The organism is Marinobacter sp., from assembly GCF_048269445.1.
In the GTDB taxonomy this organism is placed as follows: domain Bacteria; phylum Pseudomonadota; class Gammaproteobacteria; order Pseudomonadales; family Oleiphilaceae; genus Marinobacter.
In genome coordinates this window covers 530,465-545,176 of sequence record NZ_JBLXIQ010000002.1, presented here as the reverse complement: position 1 = coordinate 545,176, position 14,712 = coordinate 530,465, and the positions used below count along the sequence as shown (strand labels likewise).

At 56.4% G+C, this 14,712-nt stretch carries 13 protein-coding genes and 1 tRNA gene; 9 read left to right on the top strand and 5 right to left on the bottom strand.

Annotated elements, in window-relative coordinates; all coding sequences use genetic code 11:
• Window positions 1–185: 185 nt before the first annotated feature.
• Window positions 186–1,784, bottom strand: a complete 1,599-nt coding sequence (locus ACN0XM_RS05870) for a PAS domain-containing methyl-accepting chemotaxis protein (RefSeq protein WP_417565978.1) — start codon at window positions 1,782–1,784, stop codon at window positions 186–188.
• 695 nt (window positions 1,785–2,479) lie between these two features.
• Window positions 2,480–2,566, bottom strand: a tRNA-Leu gene (locus ACN0XM_RS05865).
• Between the two features lie 252 nt (window positions 2,567–2,818).
• On the opposite strand from ACN0XM_RS05865, the gene rnr reads away from it, so the two are divergent.
• The 8 genes from rnr to alr all read left to right on the top strand — a co-directional run bounded on the left by rnr (window position 2,819) and on the right by alr (window position 11,119).
• Window positions 2,819–5,374, top strand: a complete 2,556-nt coding sequence (gene rnr, locus ACN0XM_RS05860) for a ribonuclease R (RefSeq protein WP_417565977.1) — start codon at window positions 2,819–2,821, stop codon at window positions 5,372–5,374.
• A 15-nt stretch (window positions 5,375–5,389) separates the two neighbouring features.
• Entirely contained in the window at window positions 5,390–6,127 is a 738-nt protein-coding gene (rlmB, locus tag ACN0XM_RS05855) for a 23S rRNA (guanosine(2251)-2'-O)-methyltransferase RlmB (protein WP_417565976.1), read from the top strand.
• Window positions 6,128–6,371: 244 nt separating this feature from the next.
• Window positions 6,372–6,788, top strand: coding sequence for a 30S ribosomal protein S6 (gene rpsF, locus ACN0XM_RS05850; RefSeq protein WP_099619387.1), 417 nt, complete (start codon window positions 6,372–6,374; stop codon window positions 6,786–6,788).
• Window positions 6,789–6,813: 25 nt separating this feature from the next.
• Window positions 6,814–7,044 (top strand): 30S ribosomal protein S18, encoded by a 231-nt coding sequence (gene rpsR / locus ACN0XM_RS05845; protein ID WP_007154918.1) that lies wholly within the window; start codon window positions 6,814–6,816, stop codon window positions 7,042–7,044.
• A 26-nt stretch (window positions 7,045–7,070) separates the two neighbouring features.
• Window positions 7,071–7,937 (top strand): hypothetical protein, encoded by an 867-nt coding sequence (locus ACN0XM_RS05840; RefSeq protein ID WP_417565975.1) that lies wholly within the window; start codon window positions 7,071–7,073, stop codon window positions 7,935–7,937.
• 20 nt (window positions 7,938–7,957) lie between these two features.
• Window positions 7,958–8,404: a 50S ribosomal protein L9 gene (gene rplI, locus ACN0XM_RS05835; protein WP_417565974.1), complete on the top strand. Its 447-nt coding sequence runs from the start codon at window positions 7,958–7,960 to the stop codon at window positions 8,402–8,404.
• A gap of 232 nt (window positions 8,405–8,636) precedes the next feature.
• Complete coding sequence (gene dnaB, locus ACN0XM_RS05830; RefSeq protein ID WP_417565973.1) at window positions 8,637–10,043, top strand: replicative DNA helicase; 1,407 nt, start codon at window positions 8,637–8,639, stop codon at window positions 10,041–10,043.
• Complete coding sequence (gene alr / locus ACN0XM_RS05825) at window positions 10,043–11,119, top strand: alanine racemase (protein WP_417565972.1); 1,077 nt, start codon at window positions 10,043–10,045, stop codon at window positions 11,117–11,119. Before dnaB ends, alr begins: the two co-directional genes overlap by 1 nt.
• Before the next feature lie 17 nt (window positions 11,120–11,136).
• On the opposite strand, the gene ACN0XM_RS05820 is transcribed toward alr, so the two are convergent.
• The gene (locus ACN0XM_RS05820) at window positions 11,137–11,493 is read right to left on the bottom strand and encodes a hypothetical protein (RefSeq protein ID WP_417565971.1); all 357 of its coding nucleotides are present in this window, start codon (window positions 11,491–11,493) and stop codon (window positions 11,137–11,139) included.
• 151 nt (window positions 11,494–11,644) lie between these two features.
• Between ACN0XM_RS05820 and ACN0XM_RS05815 the strand changes: the two genes are divergently transcribed.
• A complete protein-coding gene (locus ACN0XM_RS05815) occupies window positions 11,645–12,523 on the top strand; it encodes a sugar nucleotide-binding protein (RefSeq protein WP_417565970.1) in 879 nt (292 codons plus the stop codon).
• A gap of 29 nt (window positions 12,524–12,552) precedes the next feature.
• On the opposite strand, the gene fnr is transcribed toward ACN0XM_RS05815, so the two are convergent.
• Both fnr and fabB read right to left on the bottom strand, forming a co-directional pair.
• Window positions 12,553–13,302, bottom strand: a complete 750-nt coding sequence (gene fnr, locus ACN0XM_RS05810; RefSeq protein WP_417565969.1) for a fumarate/nitrate reduction transcriptional regulator Fnr — start codon at window positions 13,300–13,302, stop codon at window positions 12,553–12,555.
• A gap of 138 nt (window positions 13,303–13,440) precedes the next feature.
• Window positions 13,441–14,649, bottom strand: coding sequence for a beta-ketoacyl-ACP synthase I (fabB, locus tag ACN0XM_RS05805; protein ID WP_417565968.1), 1,209 nt, complete (start codon window positions 14,647–14,649; stop codon window positions 13,441–13,443).
• Window positions 14,650–14,712: the final 63 nt, after the last annotated feature.

Below are 14,712 nucleotides of genomic sequence, written 5' to 3'. Positions count from 1 at the left end.
AGCCAGATATCAGGGGCATTGGTTGCTCTGGCAGCGCCATCCATGCCAGAAAACTGACAACGTAACCCGGCGGTGGCGAGGCTTTTCCCCTTCCGCCTCAGCCAGCCAACAGTTTCTTCGTTGCCTAAAACCCGGATTTCAATCACTCGGTACAACCATCAGCCGATTCATTGAATGTTACTGAGTCAGGTACTGTTCCGCTCGCGTAGCCGATAAACCAGCCCGGCCACTTCACCGATCTGGCGTTTCAGTTCGTGCATGGATTCCTGGGCTTCCTTGACCACTCCCATGGCTGTATCACCAAGGTCGTTTATGCTGACGATCTTCCCTGATATTTCAGCGGAAGCATTGTGTTGCTGTTCTGCCGCAGCGGAAGTGCCATCGCATGCTTCTGAAATTCGTTCTATGAATGTCACCAACTCTGCAAGGGTGTTTTCCGAGCTGATGGCGTTTTCCACGGTTTTCTGCGCATAGCTGCCACAGCGCTGCATTGAGTCGGTGGCATTCGAAACCGTTTCATGGAAGCGGCCAAGGGTTTCGTTGATCTGCTCCGTTGTCGTTTTTGTTCGCAACGCAAGACTGCGTACCTCATCGGCGACCACTGCAAAGCCGCGACCGGCATCGCCCGCTCTTGCGGCCTCAATCGAAGCATTCAGGGCGAGCAGGTTGGTTTGTTCGGTGATTTCACCAATGACGCTGAGTGCCTGGGCGACACCCTTGCTCGCTTCAGTTAGCTGGCCTACAGCCCGGGATGCTTCAGAAAGCTCTGTCGAGAGCGAGTCCATACTGTGGCGGGTTTCCTGAGTGAGGGATTGACCGCTGGAAACCCGGTCGTTTGCCATCCGAACCTGGTCAAGCATACCGGAAGCGTTACTCGCCACTTCCCGGGACGTGGCGGACATTTCTTCGCTGGCAGACGCAATGGTATCGGTAGCGGTGGACTGTTCCTGAACAGCAGAGTGAGCGTCATTACTCCGGGAAATCGTCTGCTCGGCGCCGCTTTCCAGTTTGCCGATCACATCGTGCATTCGTTTGACGATAGCGTCGAGCTCTGCGGCCTGTTGGGTTATAGCCAGCTCCAGGCTGCCAACATCATCGACGCGTCCTGTAAAGATCTTTTCAGCGACAGTGTCATTGATGACTCCCCGGGCTCTCTGGACGCATTGTCGCAGCGGGCTGGTTAGAGTGGTGATTGCGATTGCTGTGATTAAAAAGGCACCGAGCAAGATTGCGAGGTTGGCGAAGGCTGACGTGGCAAAGAATTGAGCTGCGCTGGCTGCGACCAGTATAAGCGCCATTGTGATTATCAGCTTCACGTTCAGTGGCAGTCCCCGACGAAGGCTTGCTGCCTCTACCGGTCCTTTGGTCGGCTGGGTTGCTCGCAGCTTGGCGTACAGTTTCTCTGCACGGGCCTCCGCCTCAGGATTCAGCTGGGATCGGATTGACTGAAGCTCGACAACTTCTCCGTTCTTCCCGATAACCGGGATGGCATAAGCCCTGACCCAATAATGATCGCCATTCTTGCAACGGTTTTTTACCGCGCCAAGCCAGGTTTCGCCGGATCTCAGCCGGCGCCACATTTCTTCGTATGCCGCCCTTGGCATGTCGGGATGGCGAATAATGTTGTGCGGCTGGCCAATCAGTTCTTCCCGGGAGAAGCCGCTGATATCAACGAACTCATCGTTGATATGAGTAATCTGTCCCTTGGGGTTGGTTGTTGAAAGAATGTTGGCGCCCTTACTGACGGGCACATTTCGGTTGGTGACGGGCTGGTTCGAGCGCACGGATGAACCTCTCTTGCGGCAATATGGTGAATATAAAAACCGACGCTTCAACGGAGGTGAGTATGGTTCAGATTGCGACGTATTGTTTTTAAGGTGAATTTAAAATGCACCAAAAGAACGGCAGGGGTTATTTTATAAGCTATTGTATTTTATTGAAAAAATGAACTGGGTTGATGCTTTCGAATCGTTGCATTCTTGTTTTTTTTGCAGGAAGCGGATAGTGACAGAGTGAATTTTGCAGAATCCGGATAGGGTTTTCACTCGGATCGACGGCTTAAACCAGGGGGCCTGTAACTCAGCCTCGCCTTTATAGTGGAAACTCGATTCAGAAAATACTGCCGACACCGGCCTTGCTCTGTACACCGACTGTGCCGTCCATCATCTCGATGATTTGCCGGGTAATGGGCAGACCGATGCAGGTTCCCTCAATCTCGCGGCGCGAGGCCTCAAGTGCACTCGGTGGCTTGGCGTTCGTGCAGTTGACCTTCCCGTAACCATTTAAATCATGATCAGACTGAAGGGCGCACAAAGAAGGGTGGAGTCGCCATGGGTGAGCTGTTGTTTCCGCAGTTTATTGAGAACAACTTTATTTCCGCACACAGAAGAAACCGCCGTATACAGGCTCTCGATATTACAGAGGATATTAAATTTTTCGTTAAGGGGTCAATCTGGTCTGGAAGGCCATTCTGAAAGAATGGTGCCGAGGAGAGGACTTGAACCTCCACGGGGTTGCCCCCACTAGCACCTGAAGCTAGCGTGTCTACCAATTTCACCACCTCGGCAGGTGATTTGCAGAGCGTTAGCTTGTTGAAAACTAGACGTTTCTGCCAGTGGTGAGGTGTATCCCTCAACCGATGGCGCGTACTTTAATAATTCCCGCCAAGGCTGTCAAACGTTTTCTTGCAAAAAGAATGGCAGGTATTTGTGCCTATTCGGGGCAGGTTGATAGGCAGGAGCTACATCCCAACGTTATACTCCATCGCAAATGAATCCAGACTGTGCCGTTTTGGTACAGAAGTAAAGCAAGGATCCGAATGGTTTCCAGAAATAAGAAAGACCGGGATCCTCACGCCAGTCGTGAGGCCCAAAATTACGATAACCCTATTCAAAGCCGGGAATTTATCCTCTCGCATCTTAAGGATCGCGGGGCTCCCGCAACACATGAAACATTGTGTTCCGAGCTTGGACAGAACTCGCCGGAAGGTATCGAAGCCCTCCGTCGCCGTCTTATTGCCATGTGCCGAGACGGCCAACTGATCTGTAACCGCCGTGGCGCTTACCTACCTATTGAAGAAGCGGATCTGGTAACGGGCCGGGTCACTGGTCACAAGGATGGTTTCGGATTCCTGGTGCCGGACGACGGCGGCTCCGACCTGTTCCTGACGGCGCGCCAGATGCGCCAGGTATTTCATGGTGACCGGGTTGCTGCCCGGGTTGACCGGGTCGATGATCGCGGTCGCCGGGAGGGTGTGATTGTTGAGGTGCTGGAGCACCGCACAGAGCAGACAGTAGGTCGCTTTTTCAAGGAGAGTGGTATCGCCTTCGTTGTTCCGGAGAATGCTCGGATCAATCACGAGGTATTGATACCGGAGGAGCATGCCGGCGAGGCCTACCATGGTCAGTACGTGGTGGTGGAAATTCTGCGCCAGCCCACGATTCGCACCCAGCCAACGGGAAAGGTGATCGAGATTCTCGGTGAGCACATGGCCCCGGGAATGGAGATTGATGTTGCCATTCGATCCTACGACATTCCCCATAGCTGGCCGCCAGCCGTGGGTGAGCAGGCGGCTTCAATTGCCGCCGAGGTTGCCGAAAAAGACAAGGCAAACCGGGTCGACATCCGCAATATGCGGCTGGTCACCATCGATGACGAAAGCGCCCGGGATTTTGATGACGCAATCTATTGCGAGCCCCGTCCCCGTGGCGGTTATCGCCTGGTCGTGGCGATTGCCGATGTGTCCCATTACGTTCGGCCCGAGTCTCCGTTGGATGAAGAAGCCATTCGCCGGGGCAACTCAGTGTACTTCCCGGACCATGTGGTGCCGATGCTGCCGGAGAAACTCTCCAACGGCCTGTGCTCCCTGAATCCGGATGTCGACCGCCTGTGTATGGTGGCCGACATGACGATCAGTGCGGCCGGTAACATCAGCGGCTATACCTTTTATCAGGCGGTGATGCGCAGCCATGCCCGGCTGACCTACAACAAGGTCAGCGACATGCTGGAGCGGCCGGATACCGAGCAGGGCTACCGTCTGGCGTCCCAGTATGCGGATCTTCTCCCGCATCTTCACAATCTGTACGACCTTTACAAGCTTCTGCGCCGAGCGCGCACTGAGCGTGGTGCTATCGATTTCGAAACCACTGAAACCAAGATCGTGTTCGATGCAGAGCGCAAGATTGAGGAAATCGTTCCGGTGCAAAGGAACGATGCGCACAAGATCGTGGAAGAGTGCATGCTTTGCGCCAACGTCGCCACGGCTCGTTTTCTGAAGAAGCACGAGATGCCGGCCCTTTACCGGGTTCACGATGGGCCCTCGGAAGAACGACTGAACGCCCTTCGCCTGTTCCTGGGCGAGCTGGGTTTGCAGTTGGGGGGCGGAGACAAGCCGGCCTCGTCAGATTACCAGGCTCTGCTGGCGGAAGTGGCCGACCGGTCTGATGCCAACGTGATCCAGATGGTTATGTTGCGGTCGCTCAGCCAGGCGGTTTATAGCCCGGAAGAGAGCGGCCACTTCGGCCTGGGGTTTGCAAGTTATACCCACTTTACCTCGCCAATTCGCCGCTATCCGGATCTGATCGTGCATCGGGCCATCAAGTCCCGTATTCATAACCCCGGGGTGAAGAAAGATGTCGTAACGCCACCGGTTACGGATCCCGAACTCGCTGAATATCCCTACGACTATGCCAGCATGGAGCGGCTCGGCGAGCATGTCTCCATGACCGAGCGCCGGGCGGACGATGCCACCCGGGATGTCATGGCCTGGCTCAAGTGTGAGTTCCTCAAGGACCATGAAGGCGAAGAGTACGATGGCATTATTGCTGCTGTGGTGCCGTTTGGCTTCTTTGTGAACCTGTCGGGTATCTACATTGAGGGGCTGGTTCATGTTTCCACCCTCAGTGGCGACTATTTTCACCATGACGCCGCCAAGCACCGCTTGATTGGCGAGCGCACGGCAGTGAGTTTCCGTTTGGGCGATGAAGTTCGTGTGCGGGTTGTCCGCGTGGGGATGGAGGATCGCAAGATTGATCTGGAGCTGATCAGTACGCCTAAGCGGCGCCAGGCAGACCGGGATTCCCTGGACATGTCCAAGCGCGAGGCCCGTGGCGGTAAGGGCAGCAAGGACGGTAAACGTGGCGAGAAAAGCCGGGGAGAAAAGGGCCGTCGCAAGAAGGGCGGCGCGCCCTCGGGCTCCCGTGGCCAGGCCAAGCCGGAGAGTGCGAAGCTGAATAAGGGTGGTAAGTCCTCAAGTGCCAGGGATCAGCTGGTCGCGGAAGCGGCCAGAGAAGCGACAAAGAAAAAGTCCGGCAAAGCGCCGGATAAGTCGTCCGGCGCCAGCAAACAGCGCAAACCCCGCAATTCAGCCAAGTAACAGGAAGCAGAACCAGTGTCCGGAGAGTTTGTGTTTGGCTGGCACGCGGTTGAGGCGGTTCTCAAGCGTGAGCCTGAACGATTGCAGCAGGTCTGGATTCAGACCGGCAGGCAGGACAAGCGGGTCAAGAGCATCACCGATGTGCTGGATACGCTGGGGGTGCGCTGGAAAGTGGTGCATCGCAGGGAGCTCGACGAGCGGGTTGCCGGTGTGCATCAGGGCATTGTGGCAGAGGTCAGCGAAAGCCGGGAGTGGACTGAAGATGACCTTCTGGCGCAACTGGCCGGCAGTGACAAGCCGCCATTCCTGTTGGTGCTCGACGGGGTAACCGACCCCCACAATCTTGGCGCCTGCATGCGCACGGCCGATGCCGTGGGTATTCAGGCGGTGATTGTGCCAAAAGACAAATCCGCATCACTGACACCGGTAGCCCGTAAGGTTGCGTGTGGCGCAGCAGAGACCGTGCCGTTCGTTCGGGTGACCAATCTCGCCCGTTTCCTTCGGGGTCTCCAGGACCAGGGTGTCTGGCTGATTGGCACCGCCGGTGAGGCGGATGCAACGCTTTACCAGGCCGATTTCAAGGGGCCGGTGGCGCTGGTGATGGGTGCCGAAGGCAAGGGCATGCGCCGTTTGACCCGTGAACACTGCGATCAGCTGATCAATATTCCCATGCTGGGACATGTGGACAGCCTCAACGTGTCCGTGGCTACGGGTGTTTGCCTATACGAAGCCCTGCGCCAGCGGCTTGGTTAACCCTTGCACACAGGGGCCCACCCGCCTAGAATACGTGACCCCTTTTCCAAGGGGTGGTTTTGTATTGCCTGAATGTTGGCAGTGCGAAGTTTCGCTTTTGATCAAGCCTTTCTTGCAAGGCTTTATTGATAAAGCAAAAAAACCGGCAGCTCCGGCTGTCAACTCCTTGCTTTCATGTTTGTCGGTCGCGAATTGCTCAATATGACCGGTAAAAAGGAAGCTGTTTAAACCGTAGGGAGAACTCATGCGTCACTACGAAATCGTGTTTATGGTACACCCGGATCAGAGCGAGCAAGTGCCCGCGATGATCGAGCGTTATACCGGCGTCATCACTGAAGATGGTGGCCAGGTACATCGCCTGGAAGATTGGGGCCGTCGTCACCTGGCTTACCCGATCAACAAGATTCACAAGGCTCACTACGTACTGATGAACGTTGAATGTTCACAGGCAGCGATGGACGAGCTGACTCACAACTTCCGTTTCAACGATGCCATCATCCGCGACATGATCCTGCGCCGCGATGGTGCTGATACGGACCTGTCCCCGATGAAAGCTTCTGAGTCCCGTGAAGATCGTCGTGGCGGCGATGATCGCCCGCGTCGTTCAGCTGAATCTGACGAGCCACGTCAGCAGGCTGAAACCCAGGACGAAGAAGAGTAATTAACCGGAGTTGAGGAGTTAAGTTATGGCTCGTTTTTTCAGACGTCGTAAGTTCTGCCGCTTCACGGCAGAGGGTGTTAAAGAGATCGATTACAAGGATCTGGACACTCTGAAAGGCTACATCACTGAAACCGGCAAAATCGTGCCCAGCCGCATCACCGGCACTAAAGCACGTTATCAGCGTCAGCTGGCTACCGCTATCAAGCGTGCCCGCTACCTGGCACTGCTGCCGTACTCGGACAGCCACGATAACTAAGTAACAGAAACACAGGATTTGGGACCATGCGTGCACTTGCACAGTATGTAATGCGCGGTCCCCTGCAGGCGGGCGGGGTAGCAGCAGTAACCACTGCCGTACCCCTGCTGTTCTGGATTGGCGCAGCCGTTGTCGGCCTGGTTATTCTCAGGCTCGGCATCAGTCAGGGGCTCATTATCGGGCTCTGGGCATTGCTACCGGCACTCGGGTGGAGCATTTTCGGGCAAGACCCGACAGCTCTGGCGGTTGTGCTTCAGGTGATGCTGATGGCGGCGCTTATCCGAACCACGCAGTCCTGGGAGAAGGCCCTTCTCGGAGGGAGTTTTCTCGGAATCGTCACAGGCCTGATGTTGCCTGTGATCTATCCCGGTCTGCTGGATGATCTGGTCCAGGCTGGGGTGAGCTTTTACCAACAGTACAACGCCGAAATAGCGAAGAGTCTCGGAGATGACCTTGAGAGGGTAATTCGGGACACCATGAATGCGAGTATGGCAGGCACTTACCTGGCAACAGGTGTGGGCATGACAATGCTGGCGCGGTCCTGGCAGGCGGGGCTTTATAACCCCGGCGGATTTCGCAAGGAGTTCCATGGTCTGAGGCTCTCTCCGCCGATTGCGGTGTTGTGTGCGGTAACCATGGTGGTGGGTCCGTTTCTGGGGCTGAACGCCATGCTGCTGGCCTGGGCCGCGGGAACACCGCTGTTTTTGGCGAGTCTGGCGCTGGTTCACGGTATTGTTGGTTTGAAAAAGCTGAGTGGGCAGTGGCTGGCGCTGTTTTATATAGCGCTGGTTCTGTTGGGCCCAAGCCTGATGATTCTGTTAGTGGTTCTGGCTTTTGTGGATAGCTGGCTGGATATCCGGAGGCGTATAAAGCCTGCCGGGCCGGCTGAATAAAGCACGAAGAGGTTAACGAGATGGAAGTTATTCTGCTCGAGAAAGTTGCAAACCTTGGCTCCCTGGGTGACAAGGTAAAGGTTAAGGCCGGTTACGGTCGTAATTTCCTGCTTCCGTATGGCAAGGCTGTACCTGCCAGCGAAGCAAACCTGAAGGCGTTCGAAGAGCGCCGTGCCGAGCTTGAGAAAGCAGCTGCTGAGAAGCTGTCTGCTGCCCAGGCCCGTGCCGAGGCTCTGGAAGGTGCTTCCTTCACCATCAGCTCCAAAGCTGGTGAAGAAGGCAAGCTGTTCGGCTCTATCGGTGTGCGTGACATTGCTGAAGCGATCACTGCCGGTGGCACCGAAGTTGAGAAAAGCGAAGTTCGTTTGCCGGAAGGCCCACTCCGTGTGACCGGCGAATACGAGATTGAACTTCAGCTGCACTCAGACGTCGAAGCAACCATCAAGCTGGCGGTTGTTGCCGAGTAATCCGTTTTCCCTGAAAACGGAGCCGGGTATTCCCCGGCCTTGGTAATACGCTGGTGGTCGGTGCTGCCTTTTCGAAGGCATTGACCGGCTAACCCAACAGGCCCGATCCGCATCTTGCGGCTTTCGGGCCTGTTGCTTTCTGGTATGCTGTTAGGGTCTGATAACCCTCTCCCATTGCAGCGGCAGGTCGCTTAAACTGTCGTGGTTTTGATGTCCAACTGAAGATTTTTTAATGGCCAAGCCCAATCTGAAGCCCGCGAGTAGCGATCTCGAAACCAGCCGCATCAAGGTCCCTCCCCACTCTGTTGAGGCAGAGCAGGCGGTATTGGGTGGCCTGATGCTGGACAACCGTCGGTTCGACGAAATTTCCGAAGTCATCTCGGCTGCTGATTTCTACCGGCAGGATCACCGGTTAATTTTTGGCGCCGTGGAGCGCCTCGCCAGTGAAAGCGAACCGCTGGATGTCGTGACGCTCGCAGAATTTCTCGAGCGGGCCGGGGATATTGAAGATGCCGGGGGACTGTCCTATCTGGCCGAGCTGGCGGAAAAAACGCCGGGGGCGGCCAACATCCAGGCGTACGCCAATATTGTTCGGGAGCGCTCTGTCTTGCGTCAGCTGGTGGAGGTTTCCGGTAAAATTTCCGATTCCGCCTTCAATCCTCAGGGCCGGAACAGTAACGAAATTCTGGATGAGGCCGAACGGAACGTGTTCCAGATTGCCGAGGCGCGGGTGAAGGAAGGCTCCGGCCCCCAGGCAATCAACCCGATTCTGGCAAAGACCCTGAGCCGGATAGAGGAATTGTTTGAATCCGGTGAGCAAACCACCGGACTGACCACCGGCTTCAGGGATTTAGATGAGCAGACCTCGGGTATGCAGCCGTCGGACCTGATTATTGTGGCCGGTCGCCCATCCATGGGTAAGACCACCTTTGCCATGAATATTGTTGAAAATGCGCTGATCAGCACCGGCACGCCGGTTTTAGTATTCAGTATGGAGATGCCGGCCGATGCGCTGGCCATGCGTATGCTCTCTTCACTCGGGCGTATCGACCAGACCAAGGTCCGGGGTGGCAAACTGGAAGAAGACGACTGGCCCCGCCTGACGTCTGCGGTCAGCCTGCTCAAGGACAAACCGCTTTACATCGATGATACGCCGGGCCTGAGCCCCACCGAACTGCGCTCCCGGGCACGACGTATCGCCCGCGAGAACGGCGGCAAGATCGGCCTGATTATGGTCGACTATCTGCAGCTGATGCGGGTGCCTGGCAACACCGAGGGCCGGACGGCGGAGATTTCAGAAATCTCCCGGTCCCTGAAGGGGATCGCCAAGGAGTTGAGTTGCCCGGTAGTTGCCCTGTCCCAGCTTAACCGGAGTCTTGAGCAGCGGCCCAACAAACGCCCGGTTAACTCGGATCTGCGGGAATCTGGCGCGATTGAGCAGGATGCCGACGTCATCATGTTCGTATATCGGGATGAGGTGTACAACGAAGATACGTCGGACAAGGGCATAGCCGAGATCATCATCGGCAAGCAGCGGAATGGCCCCATCGGAACCATTCGCCTGGCGTTTATCGGCAAGTACACCAAATTCGAGGATCTGGCCCACGGCGATTACAGCGACTATGGCGGAGAGTATTGATGCCACGTAGCACGGTCGCCCGGATCAATCTTGAAGCACTTCGCCGGAATTACCAGGCCGCCTGTGGGCGTGCCGGCGGCGCTCAGGTGATGGCGGTGGTAAAGGCTGACGGCTATGGCCATGGTATTGGTCCGGTGGCGTCAGCCCTGAATAGCCTGGTACCAAAATTCGCGGTGGCCTGTCTGGAAGAGGCTATGGCCATTCGTGAGAGTGGGCTGGAACAGCCGATTGTGCTGCTCCAGGGGGTTCATGCCGGCCCCGATGTGGTCGAATGTGTGCAGAATGATTTTGAGCCGGTGCTTCACAGTGTTCAGCAACTGGAATGGCTGGAGCATTATGATCAGGTGCCGGGGCACTGGCTGAAAGTGAACAGCGGCATGAACCGGCTGGGATTTCATCCGGATGAGCTGGCTGGGGTGATGGCTCGACTGGAAGCTAAGAAGGCCAGTGAAAGGCTTCTGGGTTTTGTGACCCATTTTGCCTGCGCCGACGATGCCGAAAGTGCCATGACCGCCGAGCAAACGTCGGTCTTTGAACAAGCAACTGCGCCCTGGCCCGGATTAATGAAAAGCGTTGGTAACTCGGCCGCCCATTTTCTTGCTGGCCAGCCATTGTTTGACTGGAGCCGCCCCGGCATCATGCTTTATGGCGGCTCTCCGCTGATTGGCAAGACCGGCTTGGAGCTTGGCCTTGAGCCAGTCATGTCGCTGGAAGCGCCGTTAATCAGTACTCGTGTTGTGCGGGCCGGAGCATCCGTTGGCTATGGTGCTGGTTGGGTGGCGGATCGGGATACCCGGATGGGTATGGTTGCCATAGGTTACGGCGACGGCTACCCAAGGCACGCTGGAACAAATACCCCCGCTGCTATTAACGGCCAGAGAATCCGGCTCATCGGCCGGGTGTCCATGGATATGCTGGCGGTCGATCTGACTGGAGCTCCGGAGGCCAGAGAAGGGGACAATGTAGAGCTGTGGGGCAGAACGGTGAGTGTTGACGAAGTGGCGGCTTGTGCCGGCACGATCTCTTATGAGCTTCTGACCGGTATTACCTCGCGGGTAACGCGGCAATACCGTTGATCTTGACTGTCTGACCGTCAGGCCTGTTCCGGCTCGTGAATGATTTCCTCGATAAAGTCGAGAATGGCAGCCAGGCTGCGGTCGTCCAGTTTTTTCAGTACCTTGTGAACGACCATCTTGCTGCCCTTGAGCATGCTGCTGATGCCCATTCTGGCCATGCCCATCATCATGTTGCTGGCATGCAGTCTCCGCAGCGGCTCAAGAAAAAAGAAGTCCAGACCTTCTTCGGTCATGTCCACGATCAGGTTGAAGAGTTTGTCGATGGCTTCCTTGTCGGCTTTGCCCCGCTCACGCAGTTCGTTGACGGTATACAGGGCGCGGGTTCGTAATTCATCGGGAATCGGCGCCACGATGTGGCTTTGTTGTTTCAGCATGACAGTTCCTGTTGTTGTATGCTTTTGAAAGGGATAGCAAAGAAGTAATCTCAGGCTGAGTCCCAGTGTAAGGACCGGAGATGGTAAGCCATTGGCCAGACCGGTTCGGGACTACCGTCATATCAGTGATATCCGGAGGCATTGAACCCGCGTGCATGTACTTGTCGTTCACGATTACGGCCCCTTGGGGAAGATTTTGCTGGAGCGACTGCGGGAAACCCACCTGCACGTCAGCCCGCTGCTCGTCAGTGACCCCTCCAACGCGGATCTGGACGGGCTGGAAAACTGGATCCCCGAGGACACCGATCTGATCGTGAATGCGCTCTGGATGGCGGATCCTGAAGTCGCTGAGAAGGACCCTGAGGGCGCTCATATAGCGGCATTTTCCTTACCGGTGGCCATGGCCGAGTTCGCCCGTGATCGCGGTATGGCGCTGTTTCAGCTGTCCTCATGTTATGTTTTTGATGGCCGCAAGCAAAGTGGCTATATTACATCCAACCCCGGTCAGCCGGTGAATGAGCTGGGCAACTGGCAATGGGAATGTGAGCAGGCGTTACGTACCCTGCTGCCGAGGCACATTATCCTGCGCACCGGCTGGAGCCTGGCACGGTTTATCCGGAAGATGCAGACCAGTACCGCTGCAGGCGAGACTCTGTCACTGCCCGGGCGCTGTCGGGGGCAACCCGTCGCAGTTCGGGATCTGGCGAGGGTGATGGCGGCGATGGTGCTTCAGATTGATTGCGGTGCCGAAGTGTGGGGCACCTATCAATATGCCGGAGCCGAGGAAATCAACCTGTATGAACTTGGGCTGGCCATTGCTGGGCTTCCGGGTATTCCAGAGGGCATCCGAGTGGTCGATGAAGTGCCTGGTTGGGGCCACCTTGAGCCGGTGAATACCACACTCATCTGTACCAAAATCCGCAATACGTTCGGTATCAAACAGCTGCCCTGGCGTTCCGGGCTGGTGGATGAGCTGTCGATGCTGAAACAAACTAACGGCAGGGAAGTGTCCCGCGAACCCGCCGGGTAACTCCTGGGCGGGCCCTTCATTGGGAGGACTCAGGGGTGAGACTGTCGAGAGAACTCGCGGGTAACCAACTGCAGCGCTTCGACATCGAGCAGCTCAACTTCCCGGCCACGGGCCTTGATAATTCCCTGGTTCTGGAATCGCGTGAACACCCGGCTGACGGTTTCCACGGCAAGCCCGAGGAAGTTGGCAATATCGTTTCGTGCCATCGGCAGGCTGAAATTGGTGCCGGACATGCGCCGGCGCTGGAATCGGCTGGACAGTGACAACAGCAGGGCGGCGATGCGCTCTTCAGCTGTATTCTTGCTCAGCAGCATGGCGAGCTGGTGGCTGTTCTGGATTTCCTGGCTCATCAGATGGTACATGTGGTGCTGCAATTCCGGCAGCTTGCCGGTCAGCTCCTCCAGCTTATCCACCGGAAATTCACAAATGCTGGTTCGTTCCAGAGCCTTGGCAGTGCAGGCATAGTGCTCACTGCCAATGCTGTCAAGGCCGACCAGCTCACCGGGCATGAAAAAGCCGGTGACCTGTTCCTCACCACCTTCGGTAATGATCGACGTCTTGATGGATCCGCTTTTCACCGCAAAGCAGGAACGATAAGGCGTGCTCTGGTCAAAGATGTGTTCGCCGCGGTTGAAGATCCGCCCCTGCTGGACAATATCTTCCAGCCGGTCGAGGTCATTCTCTTCAATTGCGAGGGGTAGGCACAGGTTGCTCAGGCTGCACTGGTGGCAGGACGCCTTGAGGGGAGAAGCCTGACGAAACGGAATTGCTTGAGCCATACGTGATGATCCGTCCGATTTGATCCATATCAACTACGTACCTTAATACGGATGACTGTGTTTGCCAATGATCAAGCGGGATGATCTTAGAATATATTATTTAAAAATAAGGGCCCGAGGGCCCTAACAAGAATAGGTCTAGAGCTTTTCAAAAACCAGCGAGGCGTTGGTGCCACCAAAACCAAAGCTGTTGGACATCACGGTGTTAAGATCTACCTCCCGACCTTCCGGGCCCACCAATGGAATATCGCCGATTTTCTCGTCCACATTGGCCAGGTTTGCAGTGCCGGCCATGAAGCCGTTCTGCAGCATCAGCAGCGAGTAAATCGCCTCCTGTGCCCCGGCCGCCCCGAGGGAGTGGCCGGACAGTGACTTGGTCGAGGAAATGGCAGGAATGTCGGATCCGAAGGTGGCACGCACCGCGCCCATCTCGGCCACATCGCCTACCGGGGTGCTGGTGCCGTGGGCGTTGATGTAGTCGACCTTGCCACGGATCGTGGCCATGGCCTGCTTCATACAGCGCTGTGCGCCTTCGCCGGAAGGGGCCACCATGTCATAGCCATCAGAGGTGGCACCATAGCCCGTCAGCTCGGCAATAATATTGGCCCCCCGTTTCTTGGCGTGTTCCAGTTCTTCGAGAACCACCATGCCGCCACCGCCGGCGATCACAAAGCCATCGCGGCCGCTATCGAACGGACGGGAAGCCGTTTCCGGTGTGTCGTTGTACTTGGTGGAGAGGGCTCCCATGGCGTCGAACATCATGGTCAGACTCCAATCTTCTTCCTCGCCGCCACCGGCGAACACGATGTCCTGTTTGCCGGCCTGGATCTGCTCCATGGCGTGGCCAATGCAGTGGGCGCTGGTGGCACAGGCTGATGACATGGAATAGTTCACGCCCCGGATCTTATAGGCGGTGGCCAGGCAGGCGGATACCGTGCTGGTCATGATGCGCGGCACCATGTAGGGCCCGATACGCTTGACACCTTTTGCACGCATGATATCCGTGGCTTCCACCTGGCTGGAGCAGGAGGCGCCGCCGGAGCCGGCAATCAGGCCGGTGCGGTCGTTGGAGATCAGATCTTCGGTCAGGCCTGCCTGGGCAATTGCCTGTTCCATGGCGAGATAGCTGTACATGGCGGAAGGGCCCATGAAGCGGCGGATCTTGCGGTCGATAACGGATGTATCTACGTCCACAGAGCCGGCAATCTGGCTGCGGAAGCCCATTTCCTTATAGGTTTCGTTGAAGCGGATGCCAGACTTTCCGTTTTTCAGGCTGTCTCTGACCTCATCCAGCGAGTTACCGAGGCAGGAAACGATGCCCATACCGGTGACGACGACGCGTCTCATAAATTCCTCCTTACCGGCCGGCCGAAATGGCCGACCTTGCGATCAATTACGTTATCTAACAGT